The organism is Bacillus manliponensis (assembly GCF_000712595.1).
GTDB classification, from domain to species: domain Bacteria; phylum Bacillota; class Bacilli; order Bacillales; family Bacillaceae_G; genus Bacillus_A; species Bacillus_A manliponensis.
Genome location: NZ_JOTN01000014.1, coordinates 30,393 through 55,890 on the forward strand (window position 1 = coordinate 30,393; position 25,498 = coordinate 55,890).

The following is a 25,498-nucleotide window of genomic DNA, read 5'->3' on the forward strand; positions in this document are numbered from 1 at the left end:
CTTTCTTTATGAATATGTGAAGCTTTATAAAAAACGACAAAAAAAGAGTTACCTCGCATGAGGTAACTCTTTTTTTACATTAAAATTTAAATTCTTGTCCAACTTCGTAGCTGTCTTCTAATACAAGAATACCTTTTTCCTGAGGAGCATCTGGAAGCTCTAATTCACGTGCAGAGCAAAGCATACCAGAAGATGGAACACTGCGTAACTCAGCTGGCTTAATTAGCATACCACTTGGCATTACTGCACCAATTTTCGCCACAACAACCTTTTGTCCTGCGTCAACATTTGGCGCACCGCATACGATTTGAAGTGTACCTGTGTCCACTTCTACTGTACAAACGCTTAGCTTGTCCGCATTCGGATGCTTTTCTTTTGCTGCTACATAACCAACAACGAATTTCGGTGAAAGATCTGCTTCTACTTTCTCTTCAAAGCCATTTTTCGCTAAAATGTCGTTAATCTTTTCAACAATCTCTTTCGTTAATGTAATGTTACCTTTTTCTGTAATTTCCATATAAGAGGAAGCATTAAAAATGTTGAAGCCCGCTGTTACATTGCTTTCACGATCGAAAACACGCGCTACGTCTCCTTTTCGATCAAATGTGCGGTTTTCTAATGTAATATCTTGCACGGCAACAATTAATGTATCGCCAATACCTTCAAGGTTGTAAAAAACGTTCACTTTGTTCATCCTTTCTCTTTTCCATTTGGTCGTTTTCGATTTTTCGCTAAAATAAAGATTGGTTCAAATTCACCATCTTCATATACGAACGATAGTGAAGTAATCGGTACATGACCTTCTGCAAAAAACTTCATCGTCATTTGTGCAATAATATCATAACCGATTTCGTTCACGATATCAGCAATAATTAATACATCTTGGTGCGGAACTGCTACAACCATGTCGCCTTTTATGTTTGCACGCATCTCTTGTAATAACGATTCATTTAAAATACGAGTTGCATCATATCCATCATTTGTATTTAAGAAATAAAATGTATTATTAGCTACTGTATCTTGTTTAAACTTATATGGTAACGAACGGGCATTAAACAATGCCATCTCACGTACTTGTTGCGCCGATAGTCCAAGTTTTTCTAATAAACGCTCATCAATTAAACGGTACGTTTTATTTGAATCAAGTGCATAGTAAATCGCCGTTTCTGCTGTATGTTCTGTAATTAAAAATGGATTTCCTTCCGACGCTTCTTTCGGGAATGATGTAGAACGAATAACCGGTAAAATTTTCGCCTGCTCATTCACTTCTTGATGCATCGCAAGTAGCGCTTCTTCTACGTAATACACAACGTCCTCAATTGCTTTTTCCTTCTTTTGTTCCCACTTTGCTACAATACCTGGAATGGAGACGTTAATCCCTGTTTTTGACTCCGTTTGCTCGATGCGTAATACATCTTTTTCACTATCATACTGGAAATTCCACTCCGGTCTTTGCAATCTTTCCATAAGCATATCTTTCATTTTCTCATTTGTCATTTTCACTTCATTCTCCTCCTTTCCGAAAAAAACAACCTCTACGTGTAAGTCTAGAGGTTGTTTTCATTTTCATTGGCTATATTGCCTATTTTAAACCTTCGATAAACTCTTCAATTTGCTCTTGTGTTTTTCGGTCTTTATTTACATAACGACCTGTTTCTTCACCTTTATTGTACGCGACAAAGCTCGGAATACCAAATACGTCTAGTTTTACGCATAGGTCAATGAAATCATCACGGTCTACATAGTAAAACGTAAAGTCACTATATTTCTCTTCTACTTCTGGCATAAATGGGTCGATAAAACGACAATCCGGACACCACTCTGCTGAAAATAAGAAAATGACGTTTTCTTCATTTTTTAACTGCTGGAATTGTTCCATGCTTTCTAGTTTTTTCATCACTATATCCCTCCAGTAGAAACGTATATTATCTTCCTTATATAGTACCATACATCTCTTATGGTGCAACGTTTATGCTTGTGTCTTATCATACATATATTGTCCTGCTAAAAGCTTCGTAACATGCACAAATAAATCCGTTCTTGTTACATAGTTATTTGTAAAAATCCCCATCGCACCTTCACTACTACCAATATCACGCCGTTTCATATATTCATTCATAATTTCGCTTAACTCTTTTCCTTCTTTTAGCGGTTGTAAAAATTCCGTTGGAAGCGGAATACGTGCGCCTCCAGCAATAAATTCTTTTCCTTCTTTCGTCACAAGCGCGCCCCAATTACATAACAATAGGCCAGCTTCTGTTTCTACAACGCCTCCTTCTAATCCAATCCCAACATCCGCATTTCCTTGTTCCATTGCTAATCTTGCACGATTTATTGCCCCTTGCAATGTTTCTTCATCTGAAAAAGGCTGCGCTGAAACGTGTGATGGTACAGAAAGTGAAACAACTTCTGCTTCTTGTAATACGCGCTCTACCGCTTGTACTTTCGTTTTATTCTTTGATCCAACTGCTACTTTCATCGCTATACCTCCAAATGTAAAAAGAAAAGGCCTCATATGGGCCTTTTCCGTATTAAACATTTTGCTTAATCGTTTCAAGCGTTGTTTTATCTGTTGCTTTTACAAGTTTAATGAGTAATTCTTTCGCCGCTGCGTAATCATCAATATGTAAAATCGATGCATGTGTATGAATGTAACGCGCACAAACACCAATTACTGCTGAAGGTACGCCAGAGTTACTTGTATGTACACGCCCTGCATCTGTACCGCCTTGTGATACGAAATATTGGTACGGAATGTTATGCGTTTCAGCTGTATCTAAAATAAACTCACGAATACCACGATGTGTTACCATTGAGCGGTCATATAAACGGAGAACGGCTCCTTTTCCAATTTGACCGAACTGCGTTTTATCTCCAGATGCATCATTTGCTGGCCCTGCATCAAGCGCATAGAAAATATCTGGATTAATCATATTGGCAGCTGTTTGTGCACCACGTAACCCAACCTCTTCTTGCACTGTTGCACCAGAATATAGCATATTTGGAAGTTTCTCATCTTTTAATTCTTTTAACAATTCAATTGCAAGGCCACAGCCATAACGGTTGTCCCATGCTTTTGCCATAATTTTCTTCGGATTTGCCATCGGTGTAAACGGACAAATTGGTACAATTTGTTGGCCTGGCTTAATTCCAATTCCCTGTGCGTCTTCACGGCTATCTGCACCAATATCAATTAACATATTTTTCATATCCATCGGTCTTGCACGCTGTTCGTCACTTAATAAGTGTGGTGGAACAGAACCAACTACACCAATAACAGGTCCATTATCTGTCATAATTTGCACACGCTGTGCTAATAGCACTTGGCTCCACCAGCCACCTAACGTTTGGAAACGAATCATACCATTTTTCGTAATTTGCGTTACCATAAATCCAACTTCATCCATATGACCTGCAACAAGAACGCGTGGACCGTTTTCGTCACCTTTTTTCAGTCCAAAAACACTCCCTAAACGGTCTTGTACAATCTCATCGGAATATTTACTAAGCTCTTGTTTCATAAAACGGCGCACATCATGTTCAAACCCCGGCGCCCCTTGTAATTCTGTTAACGTACGAAATAATTCCATCGTTTCTGTATTCAATGAAGTCCCCTTCTTTCATCCAGTATTCGTCCATCTCATTGTAACGAAATTTTCGAAATCTTTCTAGTTTCTTCTTTTTTCTTGTAAATTGCATTATACTTATAGGTGAGACATTCTGTTATAGAATAGAGGTGAATGTATGAACTGGAAAAGTGTACTAGCAGGTATCGGTATCGGATTTGCTGCAGGTTATGTCGTTGCAAATAAAATACAAGAACAAGCTCACATTTCTTCTGACAAAGCATTAAAGATGGTAAAAGAAGCATTTGAAAATAAAGGCGAAATTACAGGTTCTTGGGTACATATGGTCCCAGAAACATTTGAAAAATATGATCTTACGTACGATGTATATCGCGGTGGTATTACAACTGCACTTGATGATGTACAAGAACGATTTGAATTTTTAGTAGATGCAAAAACAGGAACAATTTTAGAAATTAAAGTTGCTTAATAACGAAAGGATGCAGATTTTCCTGCATCCTTTTTATTTTTGACGTACTTTCGGTTATTTCTGATAGTTTATCGGCTATTTTCGGTACACTTTCGGCTATTTTTGATAGTTTATCAGCTATTTTCGGTACACTTTCGGCTATTTTTAATAGTTTATCAGCTATTTCCGATACACTTTCGGCTATTTTTCTCCCAATCGTTATAATACGGATAGGCTTCTTTTTCTAAAAATTTACGGAAAGCATCACGAAAAATATGATGCTCTTCCGTTAAGTACTTATGTTTCATCCGTTTCTCTCCTTACTCATTTACGTTGGCAATTTCCTTTCTTAAAATAAACTTCTGCGTTTTTCCACTTGCATTACGAGGTAGCTCTTTCGTAAAAATATAACGACGTGGACGTTTATAGTTCGCAAGCTTATCACTTTCCTTACAATATTGATCCAACATCTCTCCTGTCAGCGTTGGATCTTTCGAAACAATATAAGCAACAACACGCTCCCCCCATAATTCATCTTTCTCACCAAGCACGGCAACGTCTAATATACCTTCATGTGTATATAAAAAATCTTCTACCTCACGTGGATACACATTTTCACCACCACTTATCACCATATCATCCACACGATCCGCTACATATAAATAACCCTCTTCATCGAGATATCCTAAATCTCCTGAATGGTACCACCCTTTATACAATGCTTTTTCTGTCGCTTCTTCTTTATTGTAATAACCAGCCATTAAACACGAACCTCTTATAATGATTTCACCAATTTCATGAGGTGGTAACATATCATCAGGGTCAGATGGCCCATCTTCATTTGGACGAACGATGCGAATTTCATGATTATATGCCGCTCTTCCTGCTGAGCCAATTTTAGAAATCTGTTCATTTTCTCGTAAAAACGTAACAGCAGGCCCCATTTCTGTCATTCCGTAAGCTTGTACTAACGAAACTTTTAACTTATCATGGCACGCTTGTAACAATGCCGGTGCCATCGGAGCAGCACCGTATAGACCATATTGGACAGAAGATAAATCATAGTTTACTAACGCTTCTTGTAGCATCATATTCCACATCGTCGGTGCTGCAAATAAAACAGTGATTTTCTCACTTTGAATCGTTTCTAATACTAACTTTGCATCAAAGTGGTGAAGGATAACATTTGTTGCACCGCTATGTACACGCGGCATAAAACAACAATGTAATTCAGCACAGTGGAACATTGGAGCAGTTACAAGACCACAACTATTTTCCGTGTAATGTAAATACGAAATGCTAATTAAACTTTGCTCCAAGATTTCACGGTGCCGGTGCAATACACCTTTTGGGTAACCTGTCGTTCCACTCGTATACATAATGGAACAAATATCATTTTCTGTTACATCTACATGTTCAAATTCCGGCAAAGCATTACATAATTGTTCTTTATAAGAAATAGAAAACGGTAGGTGCTCTTCATCGGTATACCAAAACTGAATGTGAGGAAATTGTGTATGAATGCTTTCTATATGAGAGGATAGTAACTTTTCAAAGAGTACGATTTTAGGAGACGCATCTTGCAAAATATAAACGAGTTCTTTCGGTTTCAAACGAAAATTAATTGGATTAAATATTGCTCCTATTTTGGCACAAGCAAAGCATACTGTACCAAGTTCACTACTATTAAATAAAAAAGTAGAAACGCGATCACCTTTTCGAACCCCGCTTTTTTGCAGCGCATGCGCAAGCTTGTCCACTTGTTCATTCCACTCTTCATATGTCCAGCGAATATTTCTTCCAGGCTCCACAATCGCTTCTTTCTGTGGATAATTTCTTGTTGTCATTTCAAGCATTTTCCCAATTGTCATGTACAATAGCCATTCCTCCTTTATCCCGCTATTTGCGGGCTGTAAAACTCCCACCTCAAAACTTAAGGGAAGCGAAGAAGTTTAGGTGTGAGATAAACAGCCCGTAAAAGCCCGATTAGTCGGGCCAACACTCAGTGGGGGATGAAGAACCCCCCACTGAGTGAAGTTTCACTTTATAGTAAAACGTTTTCAAAACAAACAACTTAAAGACAATTATAACAATATTCAGATTCCTTAAAAGTGGAATTTGTCGACAAATAGTTACAGAAGTCATGTAGGCATTTGTCGACATGCAACGTTATCTTCGTTCTATTTTCTCGGTAATATTCCCTGACATATCCCACTTTACTGCACGGTAATATGCATCATGATAAAAGGTGAACCATACATTTTGTTCTATACCATATGTCATCCATTTTTGCTTATTCTTAATAGAAGTCATTGGATAATCATCATACGCCATTACCCACAGTGGATTTTTGTGAGCATGTGTCGGCATTAAATCAGCTAAATGCAGCATTGTTTCATTATTGCTCGTTACAATAACAACCGCGTGTCCATCGCTATGTCCACCTGTATGAACCATTTTTACTTCTTCTGTCACATGTATTTCTTCTCGGAAAGTGACAACTTGATGAACAATTGGCTCCCAATTTTCTTTCCAATATGTATTTTGTGAGCGAACATTTGGATTTCTCATTTCATCCCATTCTGTTTGTGATACATATACTTTTGCATTCGGAAACGCCGGCACAAATTTTCCATCTTCCCATTTCGTTAAACCAGAAGCATGATCAAAATGAAGATGCGTCATCATCACATATCGAATATCTTCTTCTGTTACACCAAGTTTAGTGAGGGATTGCTGAATAGATGATTCTTCTGTTACACCTTGATTTCGTTTCATCTTCTCATCCAATTTGCCATTTCCAATGCCAGTATCAATTAACATATACCCCTCTTTCGTTTCTAGCAAAAGTGGGTCTGTTCGTAAGTAAATTTGGTTATTATCGTTATGTTCATATCTCTTCGACCAAAGCACTTTTGGGACGACACCAAACATGGCACCACCATCTAAATGAACGTTCCCACCTTGTAACCAACTCACTTTTACATTCCCAATTTGCAAATATTCCATTTCAATTCCCCCTTTCTTCTTTATATTAACATAAAATTCAGATAAAATAAGATTACACATGTTAACGACTAAAAGGAGCCATAACAATGAATACACTATTAACTGAAGCAAAACATATGTTACATTACGATGAAATCATTATCTCTTCTATTAAATGTTCCTTAGAAACATTTCAATACCGCGGAGCCGCGCGTCCAGGTGTACTCATTTTGACAAATCAAAAGCTCTTTTTCTATGGTCCTAATATGTTAGGAAAAGCAATGTTTGAGGAATACAGCTATCATGAAATCTCTACAATAAAAGAGCAGAAAAATTTATTTGGTACGAAAATTTCTATTTTATATGGAACAGAGTGGGTTAAGTTCAAATATATCCAAAGTAGCAATCCAGAAGCTTTTGTAGAAAAAGTTCGTGAAAAAATACTTCTTTCCAAATAAAAGAACCCTTTTATAACTAAATGGGTTCTTTTTTCTCACTATTTCTTTCTAATTGAGCAGTAATACCGGCACGGTCAATTTGAATCCAGTACTCTACAATCTTTCCATCTTCAATACGATATACAGCACTTGCCAGTTCAATAACTGGTAACCCTGTTGGCTCAAATCCGTCAACTTCGCCAATATGGATCCCTGTCTGTTTCCAGCGGACATATACACGATTTTGCTGAGGGATTAATTCTTGTATGTCTACAGTAAATTGTCCATAAGCTTCCAACATCTCCTGCACATGATTCGCATATTCTTCCGGTGACCTTTCTACATATATTTCATGTTCTGCTTGCACTTGATGGGCAATTACTTTTTCAGCCATAAACTGTGAGGCAAGGTGTAGATTTTTCCCAGAACGAATTTCTTTAAAGAAACTTTTTACTACAACTTCAGGTGTCACTTATATATCACCTCGAATATATTTTATATTCAAAATTATAACACTAATTAATCGGAACTTCACTCGGTAGGATTTTTCTTCATCTCCTTCATTAAATTAAATAAAGAGTAGGAATCTCCTACTCTTCTTACATTCATCCGCCAATTACTTCACCGTTATCACGGAACGTATACCAATTGCCATCAATGAAATATTCACCTGTTACCATTTCACCACCGGATTTCAAGTAATACCATTTATCTCCTTGTTGTAACCAGCCTATGTGCGTTATACCATCTACTAAATAATACCAAGCTCCACCATATTGTAACCAGCCGTTTTTCGCTTTACCATCAGTATCATAGTAGCTCCATATATTTAACGAATCATCGTATACTATCCAGCCTGTTGACATTTCTGGTGTGAGCATATATTTATTTCCATTATATCTTAACTCACCTAAATGAAGTACACCATTCTCGTGAAGGTAATACCATGTTCCTTCATATTCAGTCCAACCTGTAGTTGTAATTTTTGCTCCATCCTTACCAAATAAATAGAAATGGCGGTTATATTCAAAGTGTCCCGTTTGCATCACGCCATCATTAAAAGCGTACGACTTTCCGTTAAGATCTAACCAATATTTCTCCATCTTTCCTGATGGATGTAAATAATACCAGTTTCCACCATCATAGAGCCATCCTGTCTGCATTGCTCCGTCTTGGTTCATATAGAACCAATCGTCACCAGCATCTACTGGGTCTGTATCGTACTTCACCCAGCCTGTTTGCATTGCACCGTCATTTCCGAGATAGTACCACTTATTATTAACAAACAACCAATCTACCACTCTATCACCATGGTGATCATAATAATACCAATTATCCCCTTTTTTTACCCAACCTACTTTTTCTACTTTCTCTTCCTTTTGGACATTACTTTTCTGCTTTACAAGTTCATCTGCATGTGCTGTAACTGGTACTAACATTGTGCTAGCCATAATAGCGGCTAATAATTGCTTTTTCATAATCTCATCCCCTATATACATTTTTAAAACTATAAAACCGGTATTCTATTACAATGATCCTTTGTTTTTACCCAGCAACTAATACACCATGATCAAAGAAGAAATACCAAGTACCGTCAATGAAATGTTCACCTGTTGCCATCTCACCATTTGATAGGAAATAATACCAATTCCCCTCGTCATACATCCAACCTGTTTGCATTTCTCCATCTACTAAGTAATACCAAGCCCCACCATATTGTAACCAGCCAGTTTTTGCTTTACCGTCAGCTTCGTAATAGTTCCACCAATTTAACTCTTCGTTATACAGTACCCACCCCGTTGCCATTTCAGGTTTAAGGAAGTATGTAGCGCCACCATATTTAAACTCACCTACATGGAGCTTTCCGCCATCTTTCAGATAATACCAATTTCCATCTTGTTCAACCCAGCCTGTAGTTGTGATTTTCGCTCCATCTTTTCCAAATAAATAATGATAATATCCATCTTCGTAAGCTCCAGTTTGCATAACTCCGTTATCAAAAATATAAGATTTCCCATTAAGATCTAACCAATATTTCTCCATCTTCCCTGATGGGTGTAAATAATACCATTTCCCTCCATCTTGGAGCCATCCAGTCTTCATTGATCCATCTCGGTTCATATAGTACCAATCTTCACCATACTTTATCCAGCCTGTTGCCATTGCACCGTTTTCGTTCAAATAGTACCAAGTCCCGCCATGCTGTAACCAACCTATTTGCATCACGCCATCTGCATTCATATAATACCAAGAGCCACGTATATTAACCCAATCCGTTCTCATAGCACCATCACTTCCAAGATAGTACCACTTATTATCAAGAGACAACCAATCTACCATTCTTCTACCATGATAATCATAGTAATACCATTTATCTCCCTCTTTTACCCATTCTACTTTTCCTGTTTTTTCTTCTGTTTGTACATCACTTTTCATATTTACAAGTTCATCTGCCTGAGCTGTAGCTGGCACTAACATCGTACCCATCATAAGCACTGCTAATAATTGTTTTTTCATGACTTTGTTCCCCCATATAATGTTTAAATTTGGGTTTCTTTCCCACAAAAAGAATTATATTACGACATTACGAAATATACAATACATTTTTGTAATCTTTTTGTAACAATTTAAATAAAAAAGAAATCTTCGTTAACAAACGGTCTTATATGAAGGGTTTTAAAATATAAAAATAGAACTATATGTACTTGCCAGAAAAAAGATGAAAGATGTGAAGCATGTGGAAAAAATATAGACAGTATGAATTTTGCTTTTATTTTATTTCATTTCAAATAAAAACCACCGCTATCATATGATAGCGATGGTTTCTTTAGTATTTTAGTTGTTCACAAACAACTCTTCTTCATATTGTGTAAGTGCAGCATCTAAAATCCCCAGCCCATTATCAATTTGCTCCTTATTCACAGAGAGCGGCGGAATCATTCGAATGACTTCACTTGAATTTCCGCAGAAGTAGAAGAGCACGCCTTTTTCTAAGGCAATATCTAATATTTTAAATAACCCCTCTCCATTGGCTTCCCCTGTCTCTGGATGAATGATTTCAATTCCAATCATTAAACCGACAGCTCGAATATTTCCGATAACAGGATGCTTCTCTTTTAAATCATATAGCTTTTGAACAGCGTAAGCTCCCATCTCTTTTGCATTCTCTACTAAACATTCTTCCTTCATAACCTCAAGCGTCGCAAGTGCTGCTGAACAAGCGATTGGATTTCCACCAAAAGTTGTACCATGCGTTCCTAAAGGCCACTGTTGCATTAGTTCTTGTGAAGCCACTGTTGCACTAAGTGGTAATCCTGATGCAATCCCTTTTGCAATTGCCATAATATCTGGTGTTACACCAAACGTTTGTGCCGCGAACCATTCACCAGTACGACCAAATCCTGTTTGCACTTCATCAAAAATTAGCAGTATACCGTGCTGATCACAAATCTCACGAATCTTTTTCAACCAACCTGCTGGTGGAACGATGTAACCGCCTTCTCCTAATACCGGCTCAACAATGACACAAGCAACTTCTTCTGGTGTTACTTGATGATTAAATAGCGTAGCAAAATCTCGCTCTAATTTCTCAACACAATATTGTTCAGGATTTACTCCTGATGGACAATCTTTCGTATTTGCATATGGAATTTGGTACGTTAATCCATTTGGTTGCATAAACTTTCGATATTTACTTTTTGAAGTTGTGACACTAAGTGAACCCATCGATCTTCCATGGAAGCAACCTAAAAATGAAATTGCATACGGTCTCTTCGTTACATATTTCGCTAGCTTAATCGCACCTTCGATTGCCTCTGTTCCACTATTTGCAAAGAAAAAGCAATCTAGCTTTGGAGGTAATACTTTTCCAAGTTCCTCTGCAAGACGTAAAATTGATTCATACATAATGACACCTGATGGACCATGTGTTAAATGGTCTGCACTATCTTTAATCGCTTGTACAACTTTTGGATGACGGTGTCCAACGTTTGTTGTGGCAATGCCTGAGGTGAAGTCTAAATACTTTTTCCCATCAGCACCAAAGTAATAACAGCCTTCTTCTTTTACAACTGGTAAATTCGGATGATCTTTCGCCATACTAGGTGCTAATAATTGCGGCATTCTTTCTATTAAATGATTCCAACTTGTATTCATGTAAGTTCCTCCTTCAAAGGTTCATCTTTTGCTATGAAATAATTCTTTTACGCATCTACATCTGCGTTTGTGTGCTGCTCTTTCCATTCCTCATACTTTTCAAATTCCGGTGATGTTACATAAGAAATGGCCACAATAGAAATTAGGCTACACGCCATTCCATATAAAATCGGCTCTGTCGAAGTAAGTCCTTGTACAGCTAAACCACCAATTGTTACACATGCACTTAAAATAATGGAATAAAAGGCCGCTTTGTCTGTCACACGCTTCCAAAACAGTCCTAAAATAATCGGAAAAAATACAGAACCAGATAAAATTGCATATGCAACATCTAATGCAACAATGACATCTTGAATCCAAATAGCACTAACGATTACGAATATTCCGACTATTAAGGTGACAATTCTTGATGTTCTAATAATAGCTCTCTCACTCATTTCTTTAGACGATGCACTTTTTATTAAATCATTTACAATTAATGTAGAAGAGGCCAAAAGTGTTGCCGATGCTGTTGACATAAGAGCCGAAACAATACTTGCAACAACAATGCCTAACAAACCAGCTGGTAAAATTGCTAGTGCCATTGTAACAAATGCACTTTGTGGATCCCCTAAGTTCGGGTAAAGAACAGCTGTACACATTCCAATAATCGCAATTGCAAGCGCATACAATAAGCAATAAATTCCCGCACCAATCGTTCCTTTTCTTGCAATCTTCACCGTTTTTGCAGTGAAGATACGCTGCCATATATCTTGTCCAATTAGCACTCCTAAGCAATATAAAAGAAAGTACGCGAAGATTTTATCGCCACCAATTGTTGCAATATCAAAATGGCTTTCTGGTAACTTATTTTGCAACGCTGACCATCCGCCAATCTTTTGTAAACTAAGAGGTAACATAATGACAAAAACTCCAATTGTCATCACAAGAAATTGAAAAATATCCGTCATTGTTACTGACCACATTCCGCCAAGTAATGTATATAAAACTACAATACTACCACCTAGTAACATACAAAGTTGAATGTCCCATCCAAGAAGTACGTTTAATATCGTCCCCATCCCAATTACTTGTGTAACTGTAATCATTGTTACATATATAAAGGTAATGAGTGAGGTCACGATTCTCGTTTGTGAATTAAAACGTAATCCTAACAATTCACTAATTGTAATAATCTTAAACTTAGATACTTTCTTTACTAAAAATATACCTAATAACATAATACCAAATCCAATCATCACAACGAGCCATATACCTGAAATTCCAAATTCATATCCTAACCTTGCTGTTCCGATTGTAGAGGCGCCTCCAAGAATAACGGCTGATAAACAGGCTAAATACATAATTAGTCCTAAGCTACGACCAGCTACCATGAAGTCTTCTGATGTTTTTGCTTTTCGTGCTCCTGCAAAACCAATACCAACAATAATGAGAAAGTAACCAATCATAAGTAAAATATCTATTGTTCCCATAACATCCTCCTCAATTATTATGAATTTTGTTCTACTAAGCTATTCTTCCTTTGCAATGCCACAAGCGTAATCATTTCATACGCAATACTTGATGCTGCAATAGCTGTAATTTCCCCACTATCATACGCCGGTAACACTTCTACTAAATCAAATCCTACAATGTTCAAACCATATAATCCTTGCACAAGTTCAACTGCTTCGATTGTTGTTGGCCCACCAACTTCTGGTGTTCCTGTCCCAGGTGCATATGCAGGGTCAATAAAATCAATATCAAACGACACAAACGTTACAGCATTTTGAACTCTTTCATGAATTCTTCTAAGCACTTCTGTATATCCAATTTTTCTTACTTCTTTCATTGTAATAACTTCAAATCCGAGCTCTCTTGCATCTTCTATATCATTTGGACCATATAACGGACCTCTCATCCCAATTTGAATAGAATGTTCCACATCGATAAGGCCTTCCTCAACTGCTCGGCGAAACGGTGTACCATGCATATATTTCTCACCATAATAATGGTCCCACGTATCGCTATGAGAATCAAAATGAACGAGAGCTACTGGTCCAAATTGCTTCGCAAATGCCCGTAAATTCCCAAGCGAAATGGAGTGGTCACCGCCAAGTATAATAGGAACAATTCTTTTTTCTAGTAAAGGCGTTAATCCTTCCACAATGTTGTCGTACGTGCGATGTATGTTACCAGGAACAACATCTAAATCTCCGTAATCAACACCTGAACAATAATCAAAAATATTAATTTCTTGATCCGGGTTATATGGGCGTAATAAACTTGAGAAGTTCCGAATATGATTTGGTCCTAAACGTGCACCAACGCGATAAGACTGAGCTGTATCAAAAGGAACTCCTAATACTGCAAAATCTACGTGTTCAGTCGTATTTTTTTGTTCTAGTCGCATAAATGTTTTTACTCCGCAAAAGCGAGGTGACATCGATGAATCTTTCGGTTTATACATAGTCTCACTCCCGTAATCTATATTTTTACTGTTTTAACTCCATCCTTATATCATTTCTATTATGCAAGTTTCGTGCCAAGTAAAAAATATGAAGAAAATCCACTCCATATTTTTCGTAATGTTTCATTCAATTTTATATTTCTTAAGTTTTCTAACGACAGAAGGCTGACTGATTCCTAACATTTCCCCAATTTTAACGGTCGTCTTATATTTCTTTTTCGCATCTATTAACACTTGTTTTTCCACTGTTTCAAGTATTTCATTAAGCGTCTCAGCTGGCTTCATAAATGCTTCAGTATCCACTTTACCTATGTAAGAATCCGGTATATGTTCAACTGTAATTAACTTCGAACGCGACGTAATAACAAGGCGCTCCATTAAGTTCATTAATTCTCTTATATTCCCTTCCCACTTTTGCCTTAATAAAATTTGTATTACCGCTTGATCTAATTCTCGTTCGCGCTTATATTTCTCACAAAATTTATTCAAAAATACATATATTAAATTCATCATATCTGCCGGTCGGTCCCTTAATGGTGGAATCAAAATTGGAACAACGTATAATCGGAAATATAAATCTCTTCTAAAATGACCACTTTCAACGAGCTGTTCTAAATTACGATTTGTTGCAACAATTAGGCGAAAATTTGCCTTTTTCGGTTTCGTACCACCAACGCGATAAAATACTCTTTCTTCTATTAGTTTAAGAAGCTTTACTTGCTGTTCTAGTGATAATTCCCCTACTTCATCAAGAAATAACGTTCCTCCATGCGCTAGTTCTGCAAATCCAAGCTTTCCATTTTTCTTTGCCCCTGTGAAAGAACCTGCTTCATACCCAAAAAATTCAGCTTCAAATAACGACTCTGGCACAGCAGCGCAGTTCACTTCAATGAACGGCCCGTAATTTCTTGCACTCTTCTCATGAATATAACGAGCAATCACTGTTTTTCCGACTCCTGATTCACCAAGCAATACAATATTCACATCTACTTCCGCAATTTGATGCAGTGTCTCCATCACTTTATACATTGCAGGATCATCTGCAACGAGTCCTACCGATGTCATTTTTTCACGTAATGCAATATGTGCCTCTTCTTTTACACGGTCAATTTCTTCTTGCATATGATCTAAATACGTTTGCATCCCAGCTAAATCTGAAACATCATACGAATAACTAACAACTCGGTATACTTCTCCTTCTTCATCAAACAATGGAATACCTGTTACAAGTAATTTCGTTCCCGTCTTTGTTAGCTGAACAACTGTAATTTTCTCTTTCTTCTCAATAATTAACGGCGTTACAATAGGTGTAATAATCCCTTGTCGTTCCAATTCATAAATTGATGCACCTATTAAATCTTCATAAACAATTCCATAACGATCCGCTGTAAACTCGGTTGCTTTTAAAATCGTTCCGTTTACGTCAGTAACAATTAAATCTTCCATTAACGATTCTAATATCACTTCTGTTTCTGAAATATATTCTGTATATAGCAATTTCTCACTCCTTAAAAAGAATATTCCGTCTATTTATCAATGAATATTGTATTCGATATTGTATAAAGAAGTAAAGAAATAAAAAACCTACACATTATTGTGCAGGTTCTGTACGATATTTCCCCTCAACGCGGTAAATACGATTTCCTTTACTTGAGAACTTTTCTTCGTATTCTGTCATAATATTGCCTTCAAAATCACTGTTGTGAAGATCTAGGCTAATGTAAGGCAGTAACATGCCGTACTCTGCCATGCTTGATAGCGAGTATTCAAATAATCCTTGGTTATCTGTTTTAAAGTGGACTTCTCCGCCTTTTACAAGTACCGTTTCGTAGTTACGTAAAAACGCTTTGTACGTTAAACGACGTTTTGCATGGCGATTTTTTGGCCATGGATCTGAGAAGTTTAAATACACACGGTCTACTTCGTTTTCAGCGAAGAACACTGTTAAATCTTCTGCGTCTTTATTAATTAATTTTAAGTTTGGCACTTCTTCTTCAATTAACTTATCAAGCGCGTCTACGATAACACTTGTAAACTTTTCAATTCCAATGTAGTTTACATCTGGATTTGCTTTTGCCATTTCATAAATAAAACGGCCGCGGCCTGTTCCTACTTCAATGTGGATTGGATTTTCGTTACCGAATAATTCATTCCAATTTCCAAGTTGTTCTTCTGGGTTTCCAATTACAAAGTGCGAATATTCTTTCGTACGGTCCATTGCATATGGTTTATGTCTTAAGCGCATGCGTTTCTTCCTCTCTGTTTATCAAGGTGTATTATCAAATAAAAAACCAAGTACGTACGAGCACTCGGTCCGTTTCTTTTTGTATAAAATCTACAGTTTCAACAAAAACTACAAAGTGTATAAAACTTACTGCCAACCGAAAGGATGTATCAGAAATGCCTCTAAATCAACAACATCAACTGGAGATTTTAAAAGACATTTTAGTGAATCATCAAACCGATTGTTGCGGAACTGTTGCCGAATGTGAACAATTAGAACGGATTGTACAAGCGCTGCTCGCAAATGAAGCGGTAGCAAGCGATGTAAAAACAATGTTAAATGACGTACATTACTACAGCCAAGCTGGGAAGATGTCTCCTGATTTAGATCATCACATTTCCGGTCATCAAGAGCAGTTATCCCAGTGGATTTCAGGAATGGATAGTCTTTCTTAATATGATTTCGAAGCGAGCAGCTGCGTTAAATATTGTAACCAATATTGAGCTTCTGCTTGCTTATTTTTTGTTGTGTACCATTGAATAGACAGCATACACTGTGCAACAACGTACCACTTCATACGAGCAAGAAGAGATTCTGTCATCTCAAGCCCATAACTCTCTAGCCAATTGCTCCACTCTTCACGTGGAATATACCAATGAAGAAGCATCCCAACATCAAGAGCAGGATCAGCAATCACTGCACCGTCCCAATCAATTAAAAATAATTCATTTTCATCTGATAGTAACCAATTATTATGGTTCACATCACAATGACAAACAGCAACATGCTCATAGTTCATGTTTTCAAGAGACTGCTGTAAATAATGAAGTCCTTCTTGAACCACTTCGTTCTCTTTTACATTTTTTTGTAGAAGAGAATGTACTTCCTCTAATAAATCCTTTGCATGTATCGGCTGCTTCCCAAGCTTACGAATCATATGCACAAGCGCTTCAGAAGAATGAATTTTCTTCAAAAGTTTTGCAACGCGCTCAAGCCCCATATCTTCTGGTTCTAATCTTCTGCCTGGCAGCCATCTCTGTGCTGAAATGACATCACCGTTCGTCAACCTCCTTGTCCAAAGTAACTTTGGAACAATTCCTTCTGCTGACAACACCGCAAGGAAAGGTGATGAATTGCGCTTTAAAAACAACTTTTGTTGTCCATCATGTGCAATATAAGCATCACCTGTTGCCCCGCCGGCTGGTGTAACTTTCCACTCTTCTCCTAACAATTGTTCCAACCATTCCTTGTTCATTATCCGTTAACAATTCCTTATCTTTTATAGTCATAAAAAGAAAAACCTCAACATCTTATCGATGATCGGCACTTCTATTAAGTTCTTTATCATGCGTAAAAAGCAATTTCAGCTTTTCACTTTATTTTACAAAACATAAAATACGATGGCAACCTATCGAAATAGCCACCTTTGTCAATTCTACATTTATTATATTCGCATCGTCAAGTAGCGATTTGTCACATTGTGACGAATACGTAAGAGCTAACAGGCTTAATCATTGTCTTATTTCCTTCAAATGTAAAAATCGGATGGGGATTTGCCATGTTATCATCCGCTATTACATGCCACACGCCTTTTTTTGGAAGATTCAATTCTTGCTCTTCCAATCCGTTATGAAACACGGCTACAATATCGCTCCACTTTCCAAACGCAGAAACATCTTGTAACCAATAAGCCACTACAGATGGTGCTGTCTTCATAAATGACATATGCTTTTCAATTAACTGCAAAGATGAAAAACGAAATGCATGATGCTGTTTTCGAAGAGTAATTATTCCTTCTATATAAGCAATTGTTTTCTCTTCTTTTTCTGCTCTTTCCCAGTCTATTTGGTTAATTTCATCTGGAGCGTTGTAACTATTTTCATGACCTTGTTTTGTCCGGTAAAATTCTTGGCCAGCATGAAGAAACGGAACGCCTTGTGAAAGAATTGTCATCACTGTTGCTAATTGGTGACGACGTTTCAAAATATATTCTTCTTCGTCGTTACTCACTAGTAGTTTATCCCACATCGTCATATTGTCATGGCATTCTACATAATTAATCGTTTGACATGGGGTGTCAAATCCTTTTCCCATTAAAGCGGCTTGGACAAACTCCTGATTCGAAATATCACCAAAAGCAAATCCCTTTCCCCTGACATCAAATGTACTTCCCTTAATCGTATCTCGGAAGCGATCGTTAAACTGAGCAATACGTGGCATCTGCTTCGCATTATAAAGTGCAGCTTTTTTCTCTTTTGAAAGCGGGGTCTGTAAATCCCATCCTTCACCAAGCAAAATGACACGTTCTTTTACTTCATCCACTTTCTTTCGAATTATATTCATCGTATCTATATCTAAAATACCCATTAAATCAAAGCGAAAACCATCAAGACGATATTCTGTTAACCAATATAAAACAGAATCAACAATAAACTTTCGCACCATTTTCCGCTCAGATGCTACATCATTCCCAACACCCGTCCCATTTGATGGCATGCCGTTCTCACCATGCCTAAAATAATAGCCTGGTACAAGTTTTTCAAATGATGATGTTTCCCGCTGAAACACATGGTTATACACAACATCTAAAATGACGCGAAGACCATGCTCATGTATCGTACGAATCAGCATTTTACACTCGATAATTCGACTATATGGGTCTTGAGGATTCAAGCTGTATACACCGGCTGGCACGTTATAAAAAAGTGGATTATAACCCCAGTTATATGACAAAAATGGCTTCTCTTCGTCAACACCAGCAAATTGATGAAGAGGCAGCAATTCTACATGTGTCACACCTAATCGTTTCATATAAGAAAGCGGCTTACTTCTTTCCTCTATGAAGCCACTATATGTCCCCTTTTGCAATACTCCACTACTTGGATGCATCGTCATATCACGAATGTGCGCTTCATAAATGACTGCATCTGTTTCAGCACCATAAGAAGGTAAAATCGCTTTATCTTCTACATATGTTTTTTCCATATTGATAATAACGCCACGTTCCCCATTTATTGTTACTGATTTCGTATACGGATCAACCGCTTCATGCCATATTAAATTAATACACACAAGCACCATATACTGCGCTCCATCAAAGTCACCTTCTAATTGAGAACACCAAACCCCTTTCTCTTCTCGCGTCATTTCGTAATCATGATAATTTTGTTCATCTCTATAAATACGAAGCTTTGCACGTGACGCTGTAGGTGCCCATATTTTACATACTGTTTTTTCTTTCGTATACTGCGCTCCTAAATCATTTCCTTCATAATAATACACTTCATCAAACTGCTCCGTTCGAATGACAGCCCCAATTTGCAAATCCGTTTCCACACTGCGTTCATCCAAGATGAAGTAACATTTACTTAAATCAAGTGGCTCGTGTGCCTTACACTCGTACTTCATTGCATGAGAAAGATTGATGATTGAGCAAATAGATAGATCCCACTTTTCATCTTTATGACGAAGCGAGAACGTATTGCTTACACCATATTCATGTGGTAATAGCACTGTAATTTTATCCATCTCGTCTAAGTATGCTTCAAACGTGCGCTGAATTTTCAACATATGGCATCACCATCCTCTCGAAACAAACTCTGTCTTCTTATTATCATATTCATAATAGAAGGAAACGTTTTCAATCGTTACACTTTCTGTAAAATTACTTCGCATACTGCTTCATATTTGGGCTTTCTATCCATACGTGTTTCATATAACGTCACCTTCTCAACCACAAAATCAATTGGAAGTAGTTCGTCTAATTGATCAAGTTGAAACGCTTCCTCACCTTGCCATTTTCGTGCGACTGTAATATGAGGACGGTACGGTCGATCTTCTAGCTGAAATCCATTTTGTTTACATATGTGCTGCACACGTTCTTGCAGCTGAAATAACGTAGGCTCTCCATTCACACCCATCCAAAAAATACGCGGATAAGCCTCGTCTCCAAACGTTTGAAACTTCGTTAGCGATAACGGAAACTGAGGTGTTTGTCCAAGCTGCTGCAAGTCTTGCTGCAGTTTCCCCATTCTGTCACTTTCCACTCTTCCTAAAAAGGAGAGCGTAATATGGTAATCGTCTCGATATACAAATGAACGAAACGGTAACGATTTTTCCGCTAAGTCTTTCCATTTCGTTAATGCATCTTTCACGTGCTCTTGTAACGTCACAGCGATAAAATAATGTCTTTCCATTTCGAACACTCCTTTTTACTTAGTTTGACATGTCTTATATATCTCATTCATTTTTGTATAAAAAGAATGAGATACATAAATTAAATTTCTAACTACATAACAGCTCTATTCTCACGAGATTTTGGTGATGGATTCAGCGATTTTGAGATTTTTTCAGCGATTCACTTTTTCCTTATAATACGATTCTCACAAAAAAAGCTGCTCCAAAGGTACCTATATACTTTTGAAACAGCTCCTATTATATTACTTCGCTAATTCATAAATAGCATGCGCATAAATTGCTGTTGCTTTTAACATACTTTCAATTTCAATGTACTCATCCTTTTGATGAGCAAGCTCTTCTTGACCTGGGAATAATGGTCCAAATGCAACGCCTGCTTTTAATGAGCGTGCATATGTGCCACCACCAATCGCTAATAGTTCTGCATCCTTTCCAGTTTCCTCTTCATACACGCGTTGCAGTGTACGAATAAGTACATGATCTTTATCGACGTGATGTGGACGAGAATCTGATACATCCTCAATATGGAAGCCTTTTTCGCTTAAAGAATTCGTAAATGTTTGTAATGTTTCTGCTAAATTTGTTGTAACCGGATAACGCATATTTAAACCTAGCTTTCCACCTTCTTCTTTTATGTAAGAAAGATGACCAACGTTAATCGTTAACGGTCCTGTAATCTCGTCCTCATAAGCAATACCCGCCTTTTTCCCAAGCGTATCACCTGTAAATGTTTCCGCTACAAATGTAACGAACTGACGAGCTTGTCCATCTAATGTAAGTGTTGCAAGGAAGTTGACAAGTGTTAAACCAGCGTTTTCACCTTTTTCTGGTGTAGAGCCGTGTGCAGAAGTCCCTTCTACTTGAAGCTTCACACTATTCCCTTCGACAACTGCTTTACCTACTTTACCTTCCTGCTTTACATATGCTTCGTACTGCTTTGCAATTTCTGCCGCTCCTTCACTCACAACAACTGCTTCTGCAAAATCAGGAACCATATTTAAACGACGACCAGATGAGAAAGAAACTAATACATTTTCAGCCGCTTCATACGCTTCTTTGTCTTGAACAACGTAAAAATCACAAATTCCTTTTTCTGCATTAATAATTGGGAAATCAGCATCTGGTGCAAAACCCATTGTTGGCATTTCTTCATGCTTAAAGTAATGATCAACACACTTCCAATTACTTTCTTCATCCGTTCCTAAAATCATACGAACGCGCTTAGATAATGGTAATTCTAATTCTTTTACAATCTTCATTGCATAATATGCCGCCATCGTTGGCCCTTTATCGTCAATTGCACCGCGCGCAAAGATTTTACCATCACGAATATCCGCGCTATATGGAGGCGTTGTCCAGCCATCGCCTTCTGGTACAACGTCAACGTGGCATAAAATGCCGACTAACTCGTCGCCTTTTCCCATCTCCAAATGACCCGCATAACCTTCTAAGTTTTTTGCAGCAAATCCATCTTTTTCACCTTTATGTAACATAAATGAGAGCGCCTCCGCTACACCTTCCCCAAACGGTGCACCTTCTTTCGCTGTCTCTTCTTCCCACACACTTTTAATTTGCAAAAATGCTTGTGTATCACGAATGATATCTTCTTTTCTTTTCTCTACTTCTTCCATCCAATGAATCTTTGACATAACTTCACCTTCTTCTCTATTCTCTTTTTCATCATATCAAACAACTTCTTTTCATGACAACGAACGAAAGGCTACCTTTATACAAATTTTCTAAACATATTGATACTATCAGCAAAAAACATTCATTTTTTGAATTCATATAATTCCGATTATTAAAATTAGTTTTTCTTTTATTTTTTTAAATTTCATGCAGGAATTTGACGTTTTTCGTAGAATGTTACGAAGTAAGTTGGCATAGAAAGATAAAAAGTCAACGCATTTCGTTCTACAAGTTTCTACTTAATATTAAATTTTTGTAAAATTAAGGACAATGAAAGCATGAAATTTATATTGTGGAGTACAATGAGAATGAAGACCTTCTTTCCTGATGTTGGTCAAAAAACTAGTAGAGGAGTGGTTTTATGACGAAACCGACAACTACTCGTATGATAACACGAATTAAATCCATTTATATGTACATTAATGAAAAAGGTACAGTAACAACGAAGGACCTTGTAGATGAATTTGGCATTACACCAAGAACGATACAGCGTGATCTCAATGTGTTGCAGTTTAATGAACTCGTGTATAGCCCTTGCCGTGGTAAGTGGACAACAACAGGAAAGAAAGTGAGAATGACCTCGTGAATAATTAAACTCTATATACATACCCCTTTCTCAAAATAGAGAAGGGGTCCTTTTAACAGAAATGAGCGGAGGCTATCCTCCGCTCATTTCTATTACATACGTTCCTATACAATTTTCTTAAAAAGCTTTTGCATCATTCCTGATGATAAGTCTTCAATAACTCTACTTCTTCATCCGATAATTCACGGTATTGTCCAAGCTCTAGCTCTTCATCTAATACTAACGGTCCCATTTCTGTACGCTTTAAATAGATTACTTTTTTGCCAACCGCTTCAAACATACGCTTTACTTGATGGAACTTTCCTTCTGTGATTACAAGTTCAATTTCAGAAATTTCATCGCTATGTAAAACCGTTAATTCGCCTGGTTTCGTTTCATAGCCATCATCTAATATAACGCCTTTTTGGAACTCTTTCACATCTTCTTCTGTTACAACGCCCGCTACCTTTGCGTAATACTTTTTCGGCACATGCTTTTTCGGAGATAATAATTGATGTGTTAATTTCCCATCATTTGTTAAAAGAAGAAAACCTTCTGTATCAATATCTAATCGCCCAACTGGGAACGGATCAAAAATTGCATCTTCCATCTCTAACAAATCAATAACTGTTTCATGATTCTCATCTTCTGTTGCAGAGATTACTCCCGGTGGCTTATGCATCATTAAATAAATGAATTCTTTATACTCAACGATTTCACCGTGAATCATTACTTCTTGCTCTTCTACATTTACATGAAACTTTGCATCTTTAACTGGTGTACCATCTACTTTTACAACACCATCTTTTAATAACTTCTTTACTTCTTTACGGCTACCATAGCCCATATTTGCTAACAATTTGTCTAATCTCAATTTTTTCACCTTCTCTATCTTTCATAGAAAAGAGGCGTATTCTTACGCCCCTTTTCTTTTAAACCTACCAAGAAGTTTACGCTGAATCTTCTCTAAAAATTCACCGCCAAACACTCTTTCAATTACACCTGTTTTAAATGCTAATACTAAATAGAAGACGCCGCCAATTCCTGCACAAATCGCAACAGTCAAACCAGCTGCCATACGGCTTGTCTCATATGGAAGTACGAATGAACAAATCCATAATAGCAGTTTCACAACAACTGTCATTGCAATTGTTAATACTGCAATTTGGAATGCTCTTTTTAGCACCGTACTAAATGAGAAGTGCGCATACTTGCTAATCTTTCTACTTGTATATAAGATTGAAACTGCAAAACCAGCGCCCGTCGCAATAATAGCACCAACCGTTTCAAAATAACGGATAAGAATTAAGTTACAAATGATTTTCACAATAACCCCCATTACAAGTGCAATAATAGCATGCTTTTGCTTATTAATCCCTTGTAAAATGGCTGCAATTACAGTAAATAAAGCAAAGAATAATGCAACCGGTGCATACCACATTAAAATATTTGCCCCAAGCTCACTTTCTCCGTAAAATGCTGTATAAATTGGATACGCAAGTGCCGAAATTCCAACAACAGCTGGTAATGTTAAAAACATATTGATTTGGAATGTTTGTGTAATTTGTAGTTTCAAATAACGAAATTGTCTATCTGTATATGACTGCGTAATCGCTGGCACAAGCGTTAAACTATACGCCGTTGCAAGTGATACAGGAATCATAATGAGTTTATGTGTCCACATCGTTAAGATACCGAAAGCATTTTCTGCAATATCTCCTCTACCGATTGACTGCATAATCGAATTGAACGTTAATGCATCAATTTGTTGATAAACCGGAATTGCTAAGCCTACTACAACATACGGTATTGCATATGCAAACAACTCTTTAAATAAAGAAGCTGTACTCACGGTTGATTCAGGTACTGTTTGATTCAATATATATTGATCTAAATGATGCTTTCTCTTCATCCAATACCAAATGAGAACACCAAGTGCTGCAACTGCTGAAACAAAAGCTGCAAACGTTGCAACTCCTACCGCTGTTGCGACAGATCCACCTAACACTTTAATTACAATAAAGCTTCCTGCTAGCAAAAAGACAACGCGAACAATTTGCTCAATAATTTGCGAAACCGTCGTGGGCCCCATTGACTGATGTCCTTGGAAATAACCACGAATTAAACTTGCTGCTGGTACAACGATTAGCGCAAAGCTGACAAGACGAATAACCATCGTTACATCTTCAATACTATTATGCAAATCTTCTTTTCCAAGCATCGCCTCTGCAAATAACGGCGCTGACATATACAGTACTAAAAAGGACAATAGCCCCGTAATAGTCATCATAATCATTCCAGAGCGGAACATTCTGCGGCTCGTTTTATAATCCCCAAGCGCATTATATTTTGATACAAATTTCGAAACGGCAAGTGGTACTCCAGCCGTCGCAATACTTAAAAAGATTGTGTACGGAATGTATCCATACGTATATAGCGCTCCGCCTTCTTCGCCAACCAAACTATGAAATGGAAAGACGTAAACCATGCCGAGGAACTTTACTAAAAATGTCCCTAACGTCACGATGAGCGTGCCGCGTAAAAACTTTGAATCCGACATCCTCAACACTCCTACATGTAAATAAAGTGAAACTTCACTCAGTGGAGGTTTCCTCCCTCCCCACTAAGTGTTAGTTGAACCGATCGTTTATCTCCATCTAAACTTCTTCGCTTGAAGCGGGAGTCTTACAGCCTGTTAATGCGGGGTCAAACTGTATTCAATTGTTACCTCATTTCAAACTCTAACTTTTGTATTGTAC

At 37.4% G+C, this 25,498-nt stretch carries 25 protein-coding genes and 1 pseudogene; 4 read left to right on the forward strand and 22 right to left on the reverse strand.

Annotation, left to right across the window (positions count from 1 at the left end; genetic code table 11):
• Window positions 1–79: 79 nt before the first annotated feature.
• From ytpR to BAMA_RS15660, 5 genes are all read right to left on the reverse strand, one after another.
• The gene (gene ytpR, locus BAMA_RS15640) at window positions 80–694 is read right to left on the reverse strand and encodes a YtpR family tRNA-binding protein (RefSeq protein WP_034640868.1); all 615 of its coding nucleotides are present in this window, start codon (window positions 692–694) and stop codon (window positions 80–82) included.
• A complete protein-coding gene (locus tag BAMA_RS15645; protein WP_034640870.1) occupies window positions 691–1,503 on the reverse strand; it encodes a DUF1444 domain-containing protein in 813 nt (270 codons plus the stop codon). Before BAMA_RS15645 ends, ytpR begins: the two co-directional genes overlap by 4 nt.
• A gap of 79 nt (window positions 1,504–1,582) precedes the next feature.
• On the reverse strand, window positions 1,583–1,897 hold the full coding sequence (locus BAMA_RS15650; protein WP_034640873.1) for a thioredoxin family protein: 315 nt from the start codon (window positions 1,895–1,897) through the stop codon (window positions 1,583–1,585).
• A gap of 72 nt (window positions 1,898–1,969) precedes the next feature.
• A complete protein-coding gene (locus tag BAMA_RS15655) occupies window positions 1,970–2,479 on the reverse strand; it encodes a DUF84 family protein (protein ID WP_034640875.1) in 510 nt (169 codons plus the stop codon).
• Between the two features lie 52 nt (window positions 2,480–2,531).
• The gene (locus BAMA_RS15660; protein ID WP_034640878.1) at window positions 2,532–3,605 is read right to left on the reverse strand and encodes a M42 family metallopeptidase; all 1,074 of its coding nucleotides are present in this window, start codon (window positions 3,603–3,605) and stop codon (window positions 2,532–2,534) included.
• Window positions 3,606–3,744: 139 nt separating this feature from the next.
• On the opposite strand from BAMA_RS15660, the gene BAMA_RS15665 reads away from it, so the two are divergent.
• The gene (locus tag BAMA_RS15665; protein ID WP_034640879.1) at window positions 3,745–4,056 is read left to right on the forward strand and encodes a PepSY domain-containing protein; all 312 of its coding nucleotides are present in this window, start codon (window positions 3,745–3,747) and stop codon (window positions 4,054–4,056) included.
• A gap of 185 nt (window positions 4,057–4,241) precedes the next feature.
• On the opposite strand, the pseudogene BAMA_RS24095 reads toward BAMA_RS15665, so the two are convergent.
• From BAMA_RS24095 to BAMA_RS15675, 3 genes and pseudogenes are all read right to left on the reverse strand, one after another.
• Window positions 4,242–4,343, reverse strand: a pseudogene (locus tag BAMA_RS24095) (hypothetical protein); the annotation flags it as partial.
• Window positions 4,344–4,355: 12 nt separating this feature from the next.
• On the reverse strand, window positions 4,356–5,912 hold the full coding sequence (locus tag BAMA_RS15670) for a fatty acid--CoA ligase (protein WP_034640880.1): 1,557 nt from the start codon (window positions 5,910–5,912) through the stop codon (window positions 4,356–4,358).
• Between the two features lie 292 nt (window positions 5,913–6,204).
• Entirely contained in the window at window positions 6,205–7,044 is an 840-nt protein-coding gene (locus BAMA_RS15675) for a YtnP family quorum-quenching lactonase (protein WP_034640881.1), read from the reverse strand.
• A gap of 86 nt (window positions 7,045–7,130) precedes the next feature.
• On the opposite strand from BAMA_RS15675, the gene BAMA_RS15680 reads away from it, so the two are divergent.
• Window positions 7,131–7,481: a PH domain-containing protein gene (locus tag BAMA_RS15680; RefSeq protein ID WP_034640883.1), complete on the forward strand. Its 351-nt coding sequence runs from the start codon at window positions 7,131–7,133 to the stop codon at window positions 7,479–7,481.
• 16 nt (window positions 7,482–7,497) lie between these two features.
• On the opposite strand, the gene BAMA_RS15685 is transcribed toward BAMA_RS15680, so the two are convergent.
• The 8 genes from BAMA_RS15685 to trmB all read right to left on the reverse strand — a co-directional run bounded on the left by BAMA_RS15685 (window position 7,498) and on the right by trmB (window position 16,309).
• A complete protein-coding gene (locus BAMA_RS15685) occupies window positions 7,498–7,932 on the reverse strand; it encodes an ester cyclase (protein ID WP_034640884.1) in 435 nt (144 codons plus the stop codon).
• A gap of 133 nt (window positions 7,933–8,065) precedes the next feature.
• Complete coding sequence (locus BAMA_RS15690; protein ID WP_034640887.1) at window positions 8,066–8,938, reverse strand: PspC-like choline-binding domain-containing protein; 873 nt, start codon at window positions 8,936–8,938, stop codon at window positions 8,066–8,068.
• A gap of 67 nt (window positions 8,939–9,005) precedes the next feature.
• Window positions 9,006–9,977 carry an N-acetylmuramoyl-L-alanine amidase family protein gene (locus BAMA_RS15695; RefSeq protein ID WP_051758991.1) on the reverse strand — a complete coding sequence of 324 codons (972 nt, stop codon included), beginning with the start codon at window positions 9,975–9,977 and terminating at the stop codon, window positions 9,006–9,008.
• A 318-nt stretch (window positions 9,978–10,295) separates the two neighbouring features.
• Complete coding sequence (locus BAMA_RS15700; protein ID WP_034640888.1) at window positions 10,296–11,615, reverse strand: aspartate aminotransferase family protein; 1,320 nt, start codon at window positions 11,613–11,615, stop codon at window positions 10,296–10,298.
• A gap of 47 nt (window positions 11,616–11,662) precedes the next feature.
• Window positions 11,663–13,087, reverse strand: coding sequence for a sodium:solute symporter family protein (locus BAMA_RS15705; RefSeq protein WP_034640891.1), 1,425 nt, complete (start codon window positions 13,085–13,087; stop codon window positions 11,663–11,665).
• 17 nt (window positions 13,088–13,104) lie between these two features.
• On the reverse strand, window positions 13,105–14,064 hold the full coding sequence (gene speB / locus BAMA_RS15710) for an agmatinase (protein ID WP_034640893.1): 960 nt from the start codon (window positions 14,062–14,064) through the stop codon (window positions 13,105–13,107).
• Between the two features lie 123 nt (window positions 14,065–14,187).
• The gene (locus BAMA_RS15715) at window positions 14,188–15,561 is read right to left on the reverse strand and encodes a sigma-54 interaction domain-containing protein (protein WP_034640895.1); all 1,374 of its coding nucleotides are present in this window, start codon (window positions 15,559–15,561) and stop codon (window positions 14,188–14,190) included.
• Between the two features lie 94 nt (window positions 15,562–15,655).
• Window positions 15,656–16,309 (reverse strand): tRNA (guanosine(46)-N7)-methyltransferase TrmB, encoded by a 654-nt coding sequence (trmB, locus tag BAMA_RS15720; protein ID WP_034640899.1) that lies wholly within the window; start codon window positions 16,307–16,309, stop codon window positions 15,656–15,658.
• A gap of 155 nt (window positions 16,310–16,464) precedes the next feature.
• Between trmB and BAMA_RS15725 the strand changes: the two genes are divergently transcribed.
• Complete coding sequence (locus tag BAMA_RS15725; protein ID WP_034640903.1) at window positions 16,465–16,743, forward strand: YtzH-like family protein; 279 nt, start codon at window positions 16,465–16,467, stop codon at window positions 16,741–16,743.
• Here the strand turns inward: BAMA_RS15725 and BAMA_RS15730 are convergent.
• The 4 genes from BAMA_RS15730 to pepV all read right to left on the reverse strand — a co-directional run bounded on the left by BAMA_RS15730 (window position 16,740) and on the right by pepV (window position 22,134).
• Entirely contained in the window at window positions 16,740–17,543 is an 804-nt protein-coding gene (locus tag BAMA_RS15730; RefSeq protein ID WP_034640904.1) for a phosphotransferase family protein, read from the reverse strand. The two genes, BAMA_RS15725 and BAMA_RS15730, sit on opposite strands and share 4 nt — an antisense overlap.
• 218 nt (window positions 17,544–17,761) lie before the next feature.
• Window positions 17,762–19,858, reverse strand: coding sequence for a type I pullulanase (gene pulA / locus BAMA_RS15735; RefSeq protein ID WP_034640908.1), 2,097 nt, complete (start codon window positions 19,856–19,858; stop codon window positions 17,762–17,764).
• A 77-nt stretch (window positions 19,859–19,935) separates the two neighbouring features.
• On the reverse strand, window positions 19,936–20,484 hold the full coding sequence (gene thpR, locus BAMA_RS15740; RefSeq protein ID WP_034640911.1) for an RNA 2',3'-cyclic phosphodiesterase: 549 nt from the start codon (window positions 20,482–20,484) through the stop codon (window positions 19,936–19,938).
• A gap of 243 nt (window positions 20,485–20,727) precedes the next feature.
• The gene (pepV, locus tag BAMA_RS15745; RefSeq protein ID WP_034640913.1) at window positions 20,728–22,134 is read right to left on the reverse strand and encodes a dipeptidase PepV; all 1,407 of its coding nucleotides are present in this window, start codon (window positions 22,132–22,134) and stop codon (window positions 20,728–20,730) included.
• 401 nt (window positions 22,135–22,535) lie between these two features.
• Here pepV and BAMA_RS15750 point away from each other — a divergent pair, with 401 nt between their 5' ends.
• The gene (locus tag BAMA_RS15750; RefSeq protein ID WP_034640915.1) at window positions 22,536–22,760 is read left to right on the forward strand and encodes a DeoR family transcriptional regulator; all 225 of its coding nucleotides are present in this window, start codon (window positions 22,536–22,538) and stop codon (window positions 22,758–22,760) included.
• A gap of 133 nt (window positions 22,761–22,893) precedes the next feature.
• Here BAMA_RS15750 and BAMA_RS15755 read toward each other — a convergent pair whose 3' ends face one another.
• Together BAMA_RS15755 and BAMA_RS15760 are read right to left on the reverse strand one after the other, a co-directional pair.
• Window positions 22,894–23,613, reverse strand: a complete 720-nt coding sequence (locus BAMA_RS15755; protein ID WP_034640918.1) for a pseudouridine synthase — start codon at window positions 23,611–23,613, stop codon at window positions 22,894–22,896.
• 42 nt (window positions 23,614–23,655) lie between these two features.
• Window positions 23,656–25,299 (reverse strand): putative polysaccharide biosynthesis protein, encoded by a 1,644-nt coding sequence (locus BAMA_RS15760; protein WP_034640921.1) that lies wholly within the window; start codon window positions 25,297–25,299, stop codon window positions 23,656–23,658.
• Window positions 25,300–25,498 lie beyond the last annotated feature (199 nt).